The sequence below is a fragment of the Cupriavidus sp. IK-TO18 genome, from assembly GCF_015549295.1.
Classification (GTDB): Bacteria; Pseudomonadota; Gammaproteobacteria; order Burkholderiales; family Burkholderiaceae; genus Cupriavidus; species Cupriavidus oxalaticus_A.
Map to the genome: position 1 here is coordinate 111,835 of NZ_JADGMP010000045.1, position 15,723 is coordinate 127,557.

General features: G+C 65.5%; 18 protein-coding genes. 10 read left to right on the forward strand and 8 right to left on the reverse strand.

Going from position 1 to position 15,723, the window contains the following annotated elements; translation table 11 throughout:
• Positions 1–4: 4 nt before the first annotated feature.
• The 7 genes from IPF36_RS31140 (at position 5) to IPF36_RS31170 (ending at position 5,756) form a co-directional block, all read left to right on the forward strand.
• Complete coding sequence (locus tag IPF36_RS31140; protein WP_135705894.1) at positions 5–931, forward strand: ion transporter; 927 nt, start codon at positions 5–7, stop codon at positions 929–931.
• A 50-nt stretch (positions 932–981) separates the two neighbouring features.
• Positions 982–2,085: a glycolate oxidase subunit GlcE gene (gene glcE / locus IPF36_RS31145; RefSeq protein ID WP_133092270.1), complete on the forward strand. Its 1,104-nt coding sequence runs from the start codon at positions 982–984 to the stop codon at positions 2,083–2,085.
• Between the two features lie 49 nt (positions 2,086–2,134).
• Complete coding sequence (gene glcF, locus IPF36_RS31150; protein WP_195431938.1) at positions 2,135–3,388, forward strand: glycolate oxidase subunit GlcF; 1,254 nt, start codon at positions 2,135–2,137, stop codon at positions 3,386–3,388.
• Between the two features lie 87 nt (positions 3,389–3,475).
• Positions 3,476–3,853, forward strand: a complete 378-nt coding sequence (locus tag IPF36_RS31155) for a CidA/LrgA family protein (RefSeq protein ID WP_133092272.1) — start codon at positions 3,476–3,478, stop codon at positions 3,851–3,853.
• Entirely contained in the window at positions 3,850–4,575 is a 726-nt protein-coding gene (locus tag IPF36_RS31160) for an LrgB family protein (protein WP_195431940.1), read from the forward strand. Before IPF36_RS31155 ends, IPF36_RS31160 begins: the two co-directional genes overlap by 4 nt.
• Before the next feature lie 85 nt (positions 4,576–4,660).
• Positions 4,661–5,032 carry a VOC family protein gene (locus IPF36_RS31165; protein ID WP_195431942.1) on the forward strand — a complete coding sequence of 124 codons (372 nt, stop codon included), beginning with the start codon at positions 4,661–4,663 and terminating at the stop codon, positions 5,030–5,032.
• 34 nt (positions 5,033–5,066) lie between these two features.
• Positions 5,067–5,756: a YafY family protein gene (locus tag IPF36_RS31170; RefSeq protein WP_195431943.1), complete on the forward strand. Its 690-nt coding sequence runs from the start codon at positions 5,067–5,069 to the stop codon at positions 5,754–5,756.
• 1 nt (position 5,757) lies between these two features.
• Here the strand turns inward: IPF36_RS31170 and IPF36_RS31175 are convergent, their stop codons facing one another.
• The 3 genes from IPF36_RS31175 to IPF36_RS31185 all read right to left on the reverse strand — a co-directional run bounded on the left by IPF36_RS31175 (position 5,758) and on the right by IPF36_RS31185 (position 8,580).
• Positions 5,758–6,252, reverse strand: a complete 495-nt coding sequence (locus tag IPF36_RS31175) for a glutathione peroxidase (protein WP_135705898.1) — start codon at positions 6,250–6,252, stop codon at positions 5,758–5,760.
• 75 nt (positions 6,253–6,327) lie between these two features.
• A complete protein-coding gene (locus IPF36_RS31180; RefSeq protein ID WP_133092277.1) occupies positions 6,328–7,467 on the reverse strand; it encodes a PilT/PilU family type 4a pilus ATPase in 1,140 nt (379 codons plus the stop codon).
• Positions 7,468–7,536: 69 nt separating this feature from the next.
• A complete protein-coding gene (locus tag IPF36_RS31185) occupies positions 7,537–8,580 on the reverse strand; it encodes a type IV pilus twitching motility protein PilT (RefSeq protein WP_063240245.1) in 1,044 nt (347 codons plus the stop codon).
• Between the two features lie 65 nt (positions 8,581–8,645).
• On the opposite strand from IPF36_RS31185, the gene IPF36_RS31190 reads away from it, so the two are divergent.
• Together IPF36_RS31190 and proC are read left to right on the forward strand one after the other, a co-directional pair.
• Positions 8,646–9,335, forward strand: coding sequence for a YggS family pyridoxal phosphate-dependent enzyme (locus IPF36_RS31190; RefSeq protein ID WP_133092278.1), 690 nt, complete (start codon positions 8,646–8,648; stop codon positions 9,333–9,335).
• Positions 9,336–9,374: 39 nt separating this feature from the next.
• On the forward strand, positions 9,375–10,208 hold the full coding sequence (gene proC, locus IPF36_RS31195) for a pyrroline-5-carboxylate reductase (RefSeq protein ID WP_135705899.1): 834 nt from the start codon (positions 9,375–9,377) through the stop codon (positions 10,206–10,208).
• An 858-nt stretch (positions 10,209–11,066) separates the two neighbouring features.
• Here the strand turns inward: proC and ubiA are convergent.
• The 4 genes from ubiA to IPF36_RS31215 all read right to left on the reverse strand — a co-directional run bounded on the left by ubiA (position 11,067) and on the right by IPF36_RS31215 (position 14,326).
• Entirely contained in the window at positions 11,067–11,924 is an 858-nt protein-coding gene (gene ubiA, locus IPF36_RS31200) for a 4-hydroxybenzoate octaprenyltransferase (RefSeq protein WP_195431948.1), read from the reverse strand.
• A gap of 141 nt (positions 11,925–12,065) precedes the next feature.
• Complete coding sequence (locus IPF36_RS31205) at positions 12,066–12,551, reverse strand: Dps family protein (protein ID WP_010815054.1); 486 nt, start codon at positions 12,549–12,551, stop codon at positions 12,066–12,068.
• Positions 12,552–12,643: 92 nt separating this feature from the next.
• Complete coding sequence (locus IPF36_RS31210; RefSeq protein WP_135705900.1) at positions 12,644–12,838, reverse strand: hypothetical protein; 195 nt, start codon at positions 12,836–12,838, stop codon at positions 12,644–12,646.
• Between the two features lie 45 nt (positions 12,839–12,883).
• Complete coding sequence (locus IPF36_RS31215; protein ID WP_135705901.1) at positions 12,884–14,326, reverse strand: catalase; 1,443 nt, start codon at positions 14,324–14,326, stop codon at positions 12,884–12,886.
• A gap of 150 nt (positions 14,327–14,476) precedes the next feature.
• Between IPF36_RS31215 and IPF36_RS31220 the strand changes: the two genes are divergently transcribed.
• Positions 14,477–14,692, forward strand: coding sequence for a hypothetical protein (locus IPF36_RS31220; RefSeq protein ID WP_195431944.1), 216 nt, complete (start codon positions 14,477–14,479; stop codon positions 14,690–14,692).
• A gap of 36 nt (positions 14,693–14,728) precedes the next feature.
• Here the strand turns inward: IPF36_RS31220 and IPF36_RS31225 are convergent, their stop codons facing one another.
• Entirely contained in the window at positions 14,729–15,679 is a 951-nt protein-coding gene (locus IPF36_RS31225) for a LysR substrate-binding domain-containing protein (protein WP_133092283.1), read from the reverse strand.
• Between the last annotated feature and the right edge of the window lie 44 nt (positions 15,680–15,723).

The window sequence follows — 15,723 nt, forward strand, 5'->3', positions numbered from 1 at the left end:
CGCCATGGCCAACGAACGCCGACGCCAGTACCAGGAAGCGGTGGTCCGCCAGCGCCTGGGCCAGCCCGAGACCGGCTGGCGCCAGCGCTGGTACACCATCATCTTCGAGGCCGACACGCGCGAAGGGCGCATTTTCGACGTCGCGCTGCTGATCGCGATCGTCGCCAGCGTAATGGTGGTGATGCTCGACAGCCTGCCCGCCGTCCATGACCGGCTCGGCACGCTGTTCACCGTGCTGGAGTGGGGCTTCACGCTGATCTTCACGGCCGAGTACGTGATGCGCATCCTCGTGGTGCGCAGGCCATGGCGCTATGTCTTCAGCTTCTACGGCATCATCGACTTCATTTCGATCATGCCGACGTGGCTCGCGTTCTTCGTGCCGGAACTGCACTTCCTGATCGACGTGCGCCTGCTGCGGCTGTTGCGCGTTTTCCGGATCCTCAAGCTGACGGTGTATTTCGAGGAAGCGGAGATCCTGTACAACGCGCTGATCAACAGCCGGCGCAAGATCTTCGTGTTCCTGGGCACGGTGTTCATCATCACCGTGATCCTGGGCACGGTGATGTATGTGGTCGAAGGTCCCGAGCACGGTTTCCACAGCATTCCGCTCGCCATGTACTGGGCGGTGGTCACGCTCACCACCACCGGCTTCGGCGACATGGTGCCGAAGACGCCGCTGGGCCAGTTCATCACCTCGCTGACGATCCTGCTGGGCTACGGCATCATCGCCTTCCCCACCGGCATCGTCGGCGCCGAGCTGGCCGCAAGCATCCTGAAGAAGCCGCTGACCACGCGCACCTGCACCCATTGCCTGACCGAGGGCCACGAGCCCGACGCGATGTACTGCAAGCACTGCGGCAGCGCGCTGCCGGATTACCAGAACGACAGGCCTGAAGTCCCCGGCGGCCGCGACGGCAAGCCCGGATCCTGAGCCGCGACGGAAACAATCTCCTCCTCATCAGCCACGCACCACCCACGCATATGCAAGCCACCCTCGACGCCTTCCGCGACGCCGTCAGGCAAGCCACCGAAACCCGCACGCCGCTGCGGCTGCGCGGTGGCGGCAGCAAGGACTTCTACGGCCAGGCACCTGAAGGCCAGGTGCTGGACACGCGCGCCTACGCCGGCATCGTCGACTACGACCCGGCCGAGCTGGTGATCACGGCGCGCTGCGGCACGCCGCTGGCGGAAGTCGAAGCCGCGCTGGCCGGGAAGCGCCAGGTGCTGGCCTTCGAGCCGCCCCACTTCGCGCTGCCCGGCCAGGCCAGCGCGGCCACGCTGGGCGGCGCGGTGGCCGCCGGCTTGTCAGGCCCGCGCCGGCAGTCGGTCGGCGCGCTGCGCGACTTCGTGCTGGGGGCGCAGCTGATGGACGGCAAGGGCGAGGTGATGAACTTCGGCGGCCAGGTGATGAAGAACGTGGCCGGCTACGATGTCTCGCGGCTGCTGGCGGGCTCGCTGGGCACGCTCGGGCTGGTGCTGGAAGTGTCGCTCAAGGTGCTGCCCGCGCCGTTCGACGAAGCCACGCTGCGCTTCGAGCTGGCGCAGGCCGATGCGATCCGGCAGCTGAACCAGTGGGGCGGCCAGCCGCTGCCGCTGGCCGCGTCAGCCTGGCATGACGGCGTGCTGCACGTGCGCCTGGCAGGCGCCACCGCGGCGGTGCGCGCCGCATGCGCACGACTGGGTGGCGAGCGTGTCGATGCCGCCGTGGCCACCGCGCTGTGGCAATCGCTGCGCGAGCAGACCCATGCCTTCTTCGCGCCGGCGCACGCGGGCCGCGCGCTGTGGCGCCTGGCGGTGCCGCCGGTCGCCGCGCCGCTGGACCTGCCGGGCCAGCAACTGGTGGAATGGGGCGGCGGCCAGCGCTGGTGGCTGCCCGCCGATGGCGCCACCAGGACCGATGCCGAAAGCGTGCGCGCCGTGGCCCAGGCCGCCGGCGGCCATGCCACGCTGTTCCGCAACGGCGACAAGTCGGTGGGCGTGTTCACGCCGCTGGCCTCGCCGCTGGCGGCAATCCACCGCCGCCTGAAGGCGACCTTCGACCCGGCCGGCATCTTCAATCCGCAGCGCATGTATCCCGGACTCTGATCCGGACCACCCAAGCGTTCCCACGCCCAGGCAAAGACCTCCCCACACCATGCAAACGACCCTGGCCGATTTTCTCCGCAACACGCCCGAAGGCGAGGAAGCCAAATCCATCGTCGGCAAATGCGTGCATTGCGGCTTCTGCACCGCCACGTGCCCGACGTATCAACTGCTCGGCGACGAACTCGACGGGCCGCGCGGGCGCATCTACCTGATGAAGCAGGTGCTGGAAGGCAATGCCATCACCGAAAGCACGCGCCTGCACCTGGACCGCTGCCTGACCTGCCGCAACTGCGAGTCGACCTGCCCGTCGGGCGTGCGCTACGGGCGCCTGGTCGACATCGGCCGCAAGGTGGTCGACGACAAGCTCGAAGCCGAAGGCATCCAGCGCCCCGCCGGCCAGCGCATGGCGCGCTGGGTGCTGCGCGAGGGGCTGACGCGCCCGAAGCTGTTCAGCACCGCGCTGCGGCTTGGCCAGATGGTGCGGCCGATGCTGCCGGGCGCGCTGCGCAACAAGGTGCCGGCGCTGTCGCAAGCCGCCGAAGCCGGCACCTGGCCCCGCAATGTCCACGCACGCAAGATGTTGTTGCTCGACGGTTGCGTGCAGCCGGCGATGTCGCCCAACATCAATGCCGCGACCGCGCGCGTGTTCGACCGTGTCGGCGTGCAACTGGTGGTGGCGCGCGAGGCGGGCTGCTGCGGGGCAATCCGTTTCCACACCGGCGACCACGACGGCGGCCTCGACAATATGCGCCGCAATATCGATGCGTGGTGGCCGCATATCGAAGCCGGCGCCGAGGCTATCGTGATGACCGCCTCCGGCTGCGGCGCGATGGTCAAGGACTACGGGCATTTGCTGCGCAACGATCCAAAGTACGCGGAGCGCGCGCGACGCGTTTCCGCATTGACGCGCGACTTGTCCGAGATCCTGCCGGACTTTGCCGACGACCTGCACGCCCTGGCCGGCGCGGTGCCGCGCGACAGCCGGCGCGTCGCTTACCACCCGCCCTGCACGCTGCAGCACGGCCAGCAGATCCGCGGCAAGGTGGAGGCACTCTTGACCGACCTCGGCGTGGAGGTCAAACTCTGCGCTGACAGCCACCGGTGCTGCGGCTCGGCGGGCACGTATTCAGTGCTGCAGCCGGAACTGGCCTACCGCCTGCGCGACGACAAGCTCGGCAAACTGCAGGCCACGCAGCCCGAAGCCATCGTGTCAGCCAATATCGGCTGCATCACGCACCTGCAAAGCGGTACCGATACGCCGGTGATGCACTGGGTCGAACTGGTCGACCGGATGCTGGGATAACATCCCCCGGCCGGAGCAAGGCCGTGGTTGTCTCCCCCCTCTCCCGCTTGCGGGAGAGGGGCGAAATGCGCAACCACGACCGCCCCCATGCTCCAGACCTTTGCCATCCTGCTGGTTTTCCAATCCGTCGGGGAGGTGATCAGCTACGCGCTGCGCCTGCCCGTACCCGGCCCCGTGCTCGGCATGATCCTGCTGTTCGGCTGGCTCGTCTTCGACGACCGCCTGTTGCCCATCATCCAGGGCACCACCAGCGAACTGCTCAAGCACCTGTCGCTGCTGTTCGTCCCCGCCGGCGTCGGCATCATGGTGCACGCCAACCGCATCGAAGGCGAATGGATGCCGATCCTGGTGGCGCTGGTGATTTCCACCTGGCTCGCCATCGCCACCACCGCGGTAGTCACGCGCATGCTGATGCGCAAGCGCACCGGCGCGCCCAACGCCGGTGCGGAGGGAGAGCAGGCATGATGACGCCACGCCTCAACGAGATCTGGGTCTACCTGGCCGCGAGCCCGCTGGTCGGGCTGACCGCCACGCTGCTCGCCTACGTCTTTGCCTTCCGCATCTACGAGAAGTCGCGGTTCTCGCCGCTGGCCAACCCGGTGATGATCGCGGTGGCGCTGCTGGTCACGGTGCTGACCGTCACCGGCACGCCGTACAAGACCTACTTCGACGGCGCGCAGTTCGTGCACTTCCTGCTCGGGCCGGCCACCGTGGCACTGGCGGTGCCGCTGTACATGCAGCTGCCCAAGCTGCGCACCCATGTGTTCCCGCTGCTGGCCGGCCTGGTGGCCGGCTCGGTGGTCGCGGTGGTATCGGCGGTCGGCATCGCCTGGCTGCTGGGTGCCTCGCCCGAGACCGTGCGCTCGCTGGCGCCAAAATCCGTGACCATCCCGATTGCGATGGGCGTGGTCGAGAAGATCGGCGGCCTGCCGTCGCTGACCGCGGTGCTGGTGATGGCAACCGGCATCATCGGCGCGGTCAGCGCCACCAGCCTGCTGAACCTGCTGCGCATCCGCGACTACAGCGTGCGCGGCTTTGCCACCGGCGTGGCTGCGCATGGCATCGGCACCGCGCGCGCGTTCCAGGTGAACCAGGAAGCCGGCGCCTTCGCCGCGCTCGGCATGGGGCTGAACGGCGTGCTGACCGCGATCCTGGTGCCGGTGATGGCGGCGTGGATGCCACACTGACAGCCTCCTGACAGCACGCTGTCAGCAGCCCCCGCGCATGATGCGAGCTCCTCACTCCCCATCAACCGGAACCAAGGAGCCCGTCATGAGCAACCGTCTGATCAACTGGCTGGAGATCCCTGTCGTCGACATGGTCCGCGCCATCGGATTCTACGAACAAGTCTTCGATACCAGGCTGCGCCGCGAGACCATGAGCCAGGTCGACATGGCCGTATTCCCGCACCCCGATCCCGGCGGCGCGCTGGTTGCCGGCGAAGGCTACCGTCCCAGCAACTACTACGGCACGGTGCCCTACCTGCACGCACCCGAGCTGGACGCGCTGCTGGAGCGCGCCGCGCGCGCCGGCGGCAAGACCGTGTTCGGGCCGCTGCGCCTGCCGGGCGAGATCGGCCGCATCGCGCATATCACCGACAGCGAAGGCAACCGCATCGGGCTGCACGAGCCATTTGCCGGATAAGGGAACCTGTGCCACATAAGGGAAGCCGCCACGGATGAGCCGCCGCGCCGATCGCCTCTTCCAGATCGTCCAGGTCCTGCGCGGCCGCCGCCTGACCACGGCGGCGCTGCTGGCGCAGCGGCTCGGCGTGTCGGAGCGCACGGTCTATCGCGATATCCAGGCGCTGTCGCTGTCAGGCGTGCCGGTCGAGGGTGAGGCCGGCATCGGCTACCGGCTGCGCGCCGATTTCGATGTCCCGCCGCTGATGTTCAGTGCCATGGAAGTGGAAGCGCTGGTGGCCGGCCTGCGGCTGCTGAAAGCCTGGGGCGGCGGCGCGCTCGCCGCCGCGGCCGATCCGGCGCTGGAGAAGCTGGTCGCCGCCTTGCCCCCGCCGCGCCGGCTGGCGGCGCAACAAAGCCGCGTGTTCGCACCCGAGTACGTCAACCAGTCGCACGTGCGCGAGGCCTTCGACGTGGTGCACGGCGCGCTGGGCGAGCAGAAGCTGCTGCTGCTCGACTACTGCGACGCGCAGCAGCGCATCACCGAACGCGTGGTGATGCCGCTGGGCCTGTTCTTCTGGGGCAATGCGTGGCTGCTGGCGGCGTGGTGCACCACGCGCTCGGACTACCGCAGCTTCCGCCTCGACCGCTGCCGCGCCATCCGCATGCTGGACGACCATTTCCATGAAACCCCGGACCGGTCGCTCAACGGCTTCCTGCGCGCGGTGCGCGCCAGCGGCGCGTAGCTCAGGCCGCCGGATCGGACAGCAGCGTCTCGATATCCTTGCGCAGCTCTTCCGGCTTGGTGGTCGGGGCGTAGCGTTCGTACACCGTGCCATCGCGCCGCACCAGGAACTTGGTGAAATTCCACTTGATGCCCTGCGTGCCCAGCACGCCGCGCTTCTCGGTGGTGAGCCAGCGGTACAGCGGATGCGCCTGCTCGCCGTTGACGTCGATCTTGGCGAACATCGGGAAGCTCACGCTGAAGCGCGATTCGCAGAACTGGCCGATCTGCTGCGCATCGCCCGGCTCCTGCTTGCCGAACTGGTTGCACGGGAAGCCCAGCACTTCCAGCCCGCGCTCGCGATACTCCTCATACAGCTTCTGCAGGCCGGCATACTGCGGCGTAAAGCCGCATTCGCTGGCGGTATTGACGACCAGCAGCACCTTGCCGTGGAACTGCGACAGCGGCACGGGTTGCCCCGACAGCGAATTGGCATCGAACTGGTAGATATTGCTCATGGCAGACTCCTGCGGACTGCTTGCTCGTGGCCGAAGCATACGCCCATGCGCGCTGGCGTGCACGGCAGCCGGACTCTAGATCACGTTCAGGTGCTCGGTGCCGGCGCCCAGGTCGGTGTCCTTGGCGCGCGCGCTGTGCAGCTTGATCATCAGGCGCAGGTCATTGAGCGAGTCGGCATTGCGCAGCGCATCCTCATAGGTGATCTTGCCTTCCTCGTACAGGTCGAACAGCGCCTGGTCGAACGAGATCATGCCCTGCTCGCGCGATTTCTTGATGACTTCCTTCAGCTCGTGGATCTCGCCCTTGAAGATCAGGTCGGCCACCAGCGGCGTGCCGATCATGATCTCCACCGCCGGCACGCGGCCCTTGCGCCCGGCGCGCGGCAGCAGCCGCTGCGACACCATCGCCTTCAGGTTCAGCGACAGGTCGATCAGCAACTGCTGGCGCTTTTCCTCGGGGAAGAAGTTGACCACGCGATCGATCGCCTGGTTGGCGTTGTTGGCGTGCAGCGTGGCCAGGCACAGGTGGCCGGTTTCCGCGTACTGCATCGCGTACTCCATGGTCTCGCGGTCGCGGATTTCGCCGATCAGGATCACGTCGGGCGCCTGGCGCAGCGTGTTCTTCAGCGCCACGTGCCAAGACTCGGTATCGATGCCGACCTCGCGCTGCGTGACGACGCAGTTCTGGTGCGCATGCACGTATTCGATCGGGTCCTCGATGGTGATGATGTGGCCGTAGGAATGCGCGTTGCGGTGGTCGAGCATCGCCGCCAGCGTGGTCGACTTGCCCGACCCGGTCGCGCCGGTCACGATCACCAGGCCGCGCTTGGACATCACGATGTCATGCAGCGTCGGGGGCAGGTCCAGGTCCGCCACCGACGGAATCCGCGTATTGATGGTCCGCACCACCATGCCGGCCTTCCCCTGCTGGATAAACGCCGACACCCGGAAGCGCCCCGCCTTGGGCGCGGTGATGGCGAAGTTGCATTCGCGGCTGGTGTCGAAGTCCTGCACCTGCCGCTCGTTCATCACCGAGCGCACCAGGCCCAGCGCCTGCGTCGGGTTCAGCGGCTGCTGCGACACCGGCGTGATCTTGCCGTCGACCTTGATCGCCGGCGGGAAGTCGGCGGTGATGAACAGGTCCGAGCCGCGGTTGCTGACCATCAGCTCCAGCAGGTCGTTGATGTACTTGGCGGCGGATTCGCGATCGAGCATGGCGGTGTCCTGCAGGAGTGCGGCAGCCGCATGCGTGCGGCGGCCAGGAGGCAAGCGTCGGTGCGGGCCTCAGCCCATGAATGCGTCGGGGTTCTTGGCAATGGCGCGCGCGTCGTTGTAGCTGATGGCGCTGCGCTTGATCAGGTCCGACAGGCACTGGTCCAGCGTCTGCATGCCCAGCCCGCTGCTGGTCTGCATCATCGAGTACATCTGCGCGATCTTGTTCTCGCGGATCAGGTGCCGGATTGCCGGCGTGGCGATCATGATTTCGTGCGCGGCCGTGCGGCCGTTGCCGTCGCGGGTCTTCAGCAGCGTCTGCGAGATCACCGCTTCCAGCGATTCGGACAGCATGGTGCGCACCATGTCCTTTTCTTCCGGCGGGAACACGTCGACCACACGGTCGATGGTCTTGGCCGCGGAACTGGTGTGCAGCGTGCCGAAGACGAGGTGGCCGGTTTCGGCCGCGGTCAGCGCCAGGCGGATGGTTTCCAGGTCGCGCAATTCGCCCACGAGGATGACGTCCGGATCTTCACGCAGCGCCGAGCGCAGCGCGTTGGCGAACGAATGCGTGTGCGGCCCCAGCTCGCGCTGGTTGATCAGGCTTTTCTTGGAGTTGTGGACGAATTCAATCGGGTCTTCCACCGTCAGGATGTGACCCATGTCGTTTTCGTTGCGATGGTCGACCATCGCCGCCAGCGTGGTGGACTTGCCTGAACCGGTCGGCCCCGTCACCAGCACCAGTCCGCGCGGCTTCATGCACAGGTCGGCGAACACCGCCGGCGCGCGCAGCTCTTCCAGCGTCAGGACCTTGGAGGGAATGGTACGGAACACCGCGGCGGCGCCGCGCTGCGTGTTGTAGGCATTGACCCGGAAGCGCGACAGGCCGGCAATCTCGAACGAGAAGTCGATTTCCAGCCGTTCTTCGTAGAGCTTGCGCTGGGTGTCGCTCATGATGTCGTACACCATGGCGTGGACATCCTTGTGCGCCATCGCCGCGACATTGATCCGGCGCATGTCGCCGTGGATCCGGACCATCGGCGGCATGTCCGATGACAGATGAAGATCGGACGCCTTGTTCTTGACGGCGAAAGCCAATAGCTGCGCGATGTCCATCTATAATGACCCCACCCTGAAATAGTTATCAGTACTTTAAGTACTTCTTATATGTCCGCCGGATTATGTCTGTGATTGCCGCCAACTTGCAAGCCGTGAACCAGCGCATTGCGGCGGCCGCACAACAGGCTGGCAGGCAGCCCGGCGACATCGCCCTGCTGGCCGTTTCCAAGACCGTATCCGCTGACCGCGTACGCGCCGCCGCCGAGGCCGGTCAGTTCGCCTTTGGCGAGAACTATGTCCAGGAAGGGGTGGAGAAAATCGCCGCGCTGGCCGATTTGCGGGGCCGGTTGCAGTGGCATTTCATCGGCCCGCTGCAAAGCAACAAGACGCGACCGGTGGCGGAGCATTTCGACTGGGCGCATGCCATCGACCGGCTCAAGATCGCCGAGCGGCTGTCGGCGCAGCGCCCGGCCGGGATGGCGCCGCTGCAGGTCTGCCTCCAGGTCAATATCAGTGGCGAAGCCAGCAAGAGCGGCGTCGCGCCGGCTGAGGTGCCGGCGCTGGCACAGGCCGTGGCCGCGCTGCCCGGCCTGCGGCTGCGGGGCCTGATGGCGATTCCCGAACCTGAAGACGATCCCGTTGCCCAGCGGCGGCCGTTTGCCGCCATGCGCGCGCTGCTGGGCGGGCTGCGGGAGAACGGCCTGGACCTCGACACGCTATCGATGGGCATGTCGGGCGACATGGAAGCCGCCATCGCCGAGGGCGCCAACCTGGTGCGGATCGGCACCGCGATCTTCGGTGCGCGCGGCTGAGCCGGCGCCAATATCAATCCAGACACTGCAGAGACACCCATGCTCGATACCCTCACCTTCGGCTTTCTCGGCGGCGGCAATATGGCCTCCGCGCTGATCGGCGGCCTGATCGCCCGCGGCGTTCCCGCTGGTTCGATCCGCGTGGTCGATCCTTTCCCGGAGGCGCAGCAGCGCCTGTCGCGCGATCTCGGCGTCCATGCCGCGGGGGCGCCGGATGCGGCATTCGGCGCCAGTGACGTGCTGGTGCTGGCGGTCAAGCCGCAGCAGTTCCGCGAGGCTGCGGCGCAGCTGCTGCCATACCTGCCGGCTGGCGATGGCAACCTGGTGATCAGCGTGGCGGCCGGGATCCGGTTGCAGGACATGCAGCGGTGGCTGGGTGGACGCAACCGGCTGGTGCGGGCAATGCCGAATACGCCGGCACTGGCGGGGATGGGGATGACTGGCCTGGCGGCGGCGGAAGGATTGTCGTCGGCTGACCGGGATGTTGCCAGCGCCGTGGCGCAGGCTGTGGGCAAGTGTGTGTGGGTCGAGAATGATGCGCAGATCGACGGCGTCACCGCCATCTCCGGTAGTGGCCCGGCCTATGTCTTCTATTTCATCGAGGCGATGCAGCGGGCAGCTACTGAGCTGGGACTGAGTGCGGAGCAGGGGCGCGAGCTGGCGGTTGAGACTTTTCGCGGTGCTGCGGCGCTGGCTGGGCAGTCTTCGGAGGCGGTTTCGACGCTGCGGGAACGGGTGACTTCAAAGGGCGGTACGACTTATGCCGCGCTGACAGCAATGGAGGCGGCTGGGATTGGTGATGCTTTCGTGCGCGCGATGCATGCTGCCGCGGCTCGGGGGGCGGAGATGGGGGGGGAGTTTGGGAAGGACTAGTGCTCGTGGGCTTTCGCTGCTGATGACATGCTGTCGGGCGTTTAGGTGTCCGCTGTCGCCGTTGGTGACATGCTGCGGCCGTTGAAGCGCCTGGTTCCGCCCTCCTGGGCGGGTCACTTTTTGTCCGAGCGACAAAAAGTAACCAAAAAACGCGTCGCCTGAGCGGCTGGCTATCAAGTTATCGGCGTGGGTGGTTCGGGCGGTGGTGATTTCCGTTCGATGTGGCTAGTGGTTCGGACCTGCTACGCCAGGTGAGTCTGGGATAGCGGCTACGTCGACCCACTATTGAACTATCCCCATGCCGGGCGTAGGCCGCCTGCTGCAGGCGTCAACACAGGAACGCCTTCGGCTGCGCTGCGCGCCGGCAGTATCGGGAATTTAGGGCTCGGGCACGGAGTGCGTCGCTGCGCTCGCACAGCGCCGTCGTGAATGACGTCGGGCCCGAAGCCCGGGCGAGGACGTGGGGGGGCGGCCTTGCCCTTAGGGCCGGCGCGCAGCGCAGCCGAAGGCGTTCCTACCATGACGCCCGCAGCAGGGGCCACTCACAGCTCTGGGCTCGTTCAAACATCGCGTCAATCCAGAGCCACCGTGGCGCACCACGGCGTCAGGCAGTCCTGCCCCGCAACGAAGCAAAGCCCCGTACGAAAGCCCCGGCACACTACGATAAGAGTGGCCGCCCGCAGGGCCGTAACGCGCTTTTTGGTTACTTTTTGCCGCTCGGGCAAAAAGTGACCCGCCCAGGAGGGCGGAACCAGGCGGTTCAACGGCCGACAGCATGTCACAAGCAGCGATATGCGAGCACTAAAACAGCCGACAACATGTCATCAATAGCATGAGCCGTCGGCCATCAATCAAGAATCACACAATCAAATAAGCCAACGCCGTCCCAACAAAAACACACGCCCCCAGCCAATTGTTATGCCGAAAGGCAGCAAAACACCTCATCCGATCCCGCCCCCGGATCAGCGTGTAGTGATACCCCGCACAAACACCCGCCGCAGCCAGCCCAACCCAATACGGCCACCCAAGTCCCAGCATTAATCCTGCCAAAGCCATCAGCACCAGAAACGCCGCATAGCAAACCATAATCGCAAAGACATCAAAGCGACCAAACGTAATCGCCGAAGTCTTCATCCCGATCAGCAGATCATCATCCCGATCCACCATCGCATAAGCCGTGTCATAAGCCACCGCCCAAAACACATTGGCCAGCAACATCACCCACGCCACCGGCGGCACCTGATCCTGGATCGCGGCAAACGCCATCGGAATGCCAAACCCGAATGCAATCCCGAGATAAGCCTGCGGAATCGCAAAGAACCGCTTGAAGAACGGATAAGTCCCCGCCACTACCGCCGCCACCACGGCGAGCCACTTGGTCAAGGCATTAAGCGGCAGCACCAGCGTAAACGCCACCAGCGCCAGCACCGCAGCAACAGCAAGCGCTTCCCAGGCGGCGATCTTGCCGGCAGTCAGCGGCCGCTCCTTGGTCCGCTTCACATGCCTGTCAAAATCCCGATCCGCCCAGTCATTGATCGCGCATCCCGCCGAGCGCATCAAAAACGTCCCTGCCACGAAGATCCAGAACAATCCCCACGACGGCGGCCCGCCGGCTGCCATCCACATGGCCCACAACGTCGGCCACAACAGCAGCAGCGTGCCGATCGGCTTGTCGATGCGCACCAGGCGCGCGTAGAGGGAAAGGCGTTCAAGCATGGAAGGAGGAGGCAATGGCGACAGGGACTGCACGGCGGGGATCCGGGAAGGAAGATTCAATGAAAACGCGCCACAGCCCGGATGGCTGCAGCGCGCAATGCCGGCCGCCGCGTGGCCGCGGCCGGAAGTCGCTCAAAGGCGTCAGGCGAGCATCGCGCGCAGCATCCACGCGGTCTTCTCGTGCGTCTGCATGCGCTGGGTCAGCAGGTCGGCCGACGGCTCGTCGCCGGCGGCGTCGATCACCGGGAAGAGCGAGCGTGCGGTGCGCACCACGGCTTCCTGGCCTTCGACCAGCTTGCGGATCATCTCGGTCGCCTCGGGCACGCCCTCTTCTTCGGCGATCGACGACAGGCGGGCGTATTCCTTGTAGGTGCCCGGTGCCGGATAGCCCAGCGCGCGGATGCGCTCGGCGATCGAATCCACGGCCAGCGCCAGTTCGGTGTACTGCGTCTCGAACATCAGATGCAGCGTATTGAACATGGGCCCCGTCACGTTCCAGTGGAAGTTATGGGTCTTGAGGTAGAGGGTGTAGGTGTCTGCCAGCAGCTTGGACAGGCCTTCCGCGATCTTCTTGCGGTCCTTGTCGGAAATACCGATGTTCACGCTCATCTCATTCTTCTTTGCCATGGTAGGTACGCTCCGTTCTGGTAAAGCACGAGGAGCGCCGCCGGAATTGCCGAAAACACGGTTCCGGGCGGCGCGTTACCCGCATTATTGCATTAGCCGGCGATCCCGGACAAACCCCGGACTATCTCGATAAAGACCACCGCGGCGCCGATCAGGATCACGCCGACGCCGACTTCCTTGCGCCACAGCTTGTGGCGCAGCCGCGCGGCATCGGGGCGCTCGGGCTTGTCATGGCCGTCATGCCAAAGCTTGCGCCACTCGTCGATAAAGAACCGGATCATTGCCATGGTGGTTCTCCCAGGCGCGGCGGCCATGCCAGCCGCGCCAGACGGTTACTTCAGGTCAAGCGCGCGCTTCACGCCCTCGCCGTAGGCCGGATCGGCCTTGGTGAAGTGCTCGATCTGCTTGCGCGCGATCTCTTCCGGCACGCCCTGCATTGCCGCCGCGATATTGGCGAACAGACGCTGGCGCTGGCCCTCGTCGAACAACCGGAACAGCGCGCCGGGCTGGCTGTAGTAGTCCGTGTCGACGCGGTGGTCCCAGCGGTCGGCCGCGCCGTCGAGCGCGAGCGGCGGCTCGATCGCGCGTTCGCTGGCGCTGTAGGCGCTTTCGCGGTTCGGTTCGTAGTTCAGCTTGCCGCCCTGGTTTCCGTCCACGCGCATCGCACCGTCGCGGTGGAAGGTATTGTGGAACGGGCATTGCGGCGCATTCACGGGGATCTGGTGGTGGTTGATGCCGAGCCGGTAGCGCTGCGTGTCGCCGTACGAAAACAGGCGGCCTTGCAACATCTTGTCGGGCGAAAAGCCGATGCCCGGCACAATATTGGCGGGATTCATCGCCACCTGCTCGACCTCGGCAAAATAGTTGTCCGGGTTGCGGTTCAACTCCAGCACGCCTACGTCGATCAGCGGGTAGTCCTTGTGCGGCCAGACCTTGGTCAAATCGAACGGGTTGATGTGGTACCTGACCGCGTCCGCCTCCGGCATGATCTGCACGCGCAGGTTCCAGCGCGGGAAGTTGCCCTGCTCGATATTCCCGAACAGGTCGCGCTGCGCGCTCTCGCGGTCGTTCGCCACCACCTTGGCCGCCTCTTCATTGGTCCAGTTGGCAATGCCTTGCTGCGACTTGAAGTGGAACTTGACGTAGAAGCGCTCGTTGCTGGCGTTGATGAACGAATACGTATGCGAGCCGAAGCCGTGGATCTGCCGATAGTTCTGCGGCAGGCCCCGGTCGCTCATCAGGATGGTGACCTGGTGCAGCGATTCCGGATGGCGCGACCAGAAGTCCCACACCGCGATCGGGTCGCGCAGGTTGGTGCGCGGGTTGCGTTTCTGCGTGTGGATGAAGTCGGGAAACTTGAGCGGATCGCGCACGAAGAACACCGGCGTGTTGTTGCCCACCACGTCCCAGTTGCCTTCATCGGTATAGAACTTGACCGAGAACCCGCGCACGTCGCGCTCGGCATCGGCCGCGCCACGCTCGCCGGCGACGGTCGAAAAGCGGATAAACAGCGGCGTTTCCTTGCCGATTTCGGCGAAGATCGAGGCCTTGGTGTATTTCGTGATGTCGTGCGTGACCCGGAACGTGCCGTAGGCACCGGAGCCCTTGGCATGCACGCGGCGCTCCGGAATGACTTCACGGTCGAAGTGGGCCAGTTTTTCGAGGAACCAGACGTCCTGCAGCAGCATCGGGCCGCGCGGGCCGGCGGTCTGCGAGTTCTGGTTGTCGGCAACGGGTGCGCCGGCTGCGGTGGTGAGAGTGTCCTTCTTGCTCATCTATTCCTCTTGTTGTGGGTGGGCTGGAAGAGAATTCCGCCTCAGTTGGCGGCGGCGTAGCAGGCAAGGCAATCGAGCAGGTAGCGCCCCATGCGGAGAGAGAACGGGCGCTTGATCGTTGTGCCGGAAATGGACTGGGCACTGGTGCTCATGATCGGCTCCTTGCCTGGTTCGATGCCAGTCGGCATGGTAGAAGGCAGTCTACAAACAAACTATTGGACTGAGAATTTAATTATTTATACCTATGTATTAGGTCAAATCTATTCGATTTGCCGCGGTTTCATGCCGGCGCAAAGTGATGGAGCGAAGGCAGGCTCCGAAAATGCCGTACTGCGGGGACAGAAAAACAAAGGCCGCAACGGATAGCCCGTTGCGGCCTCTGGCTTGCGTCTGGTTGGAGGATCAGGCGGCTTCCGCGAGCTCCTTGGCATCGAGCTTGCGCACGCCGGGCAGCTCGCAGGCGGCCACGGCATTGGCCAGTGCTTCCATCGCCGGCAGGCGGGTGAAGCTCTTGCGCCAGGCCAGCACCACGCGGCGGTCAGGCACCGGATCGGCGAACGGCACGTACGACAGCATGTCGCCCTTGGCCTTCAGGTCGGGCACCGAGGTACGCGGCAGCACGGTAATGCCGACGCCGCTGGCCACCATATGCCGGATGGTTTCCAGCGAGGAGCCTTCGAACGTCTTCTGGATGCCATCCGCGGCCTGCGAGAAGCGCGACAGCTCCGGGCACACGCCCAGTACATGGTCGCGGAAGCAGTGGCCGCTGCCCAGCAGCAGCATGGTCTGCCGCTTCAGCTCGTCCGGGTCGATCGCGCGCGCCTCGGCGAGCTGGTGGCCGCGCGGCACGGCGACCACGAAGGGCTCGTCGTACAGCGGACGCACCGTCAGGCCGGAATCGGGGAACGGCTCGGCCATTACCGCGCAATCGATCTCGCCCTGCTTGAGCAGCTCGATCAGCTTGTGCGTGTAGTTCTCCTGCAGCATCAGCGGCATCTGCGGCACGGTCCCGATCATCTGCTTGACCAGCGATGGCAGCAGGTATGGCCCGATGGTGTAGATCACGCCCACGCGCAGCGGCCCGGCCAGCGGGTCCTTGCCCTGCTTGGCGATCTCGCGGATGGCCATGGTCTGCTCGAGCACGCGCTGGGCCTGCGCCACGATCTGCTCGCCGATGTTGGTCACCGACACCTCGGAGGTGCCGCGCTCAAAGATCTGCACGTTGAGTTCGTCTTCCAGCTTCTTGATGGCCACCGACAGCGTCGGTTGCGACACGAAGCAGGCTTCGGCGGCCCGGCCGAAATGGCGCTCGCGCGCCACGGCGACGATGTACTTCAGTTCAGTGAGCGTCATGACTTATCAATTCCGGGTAGGCGATAGATTTTACCTTCGATTCC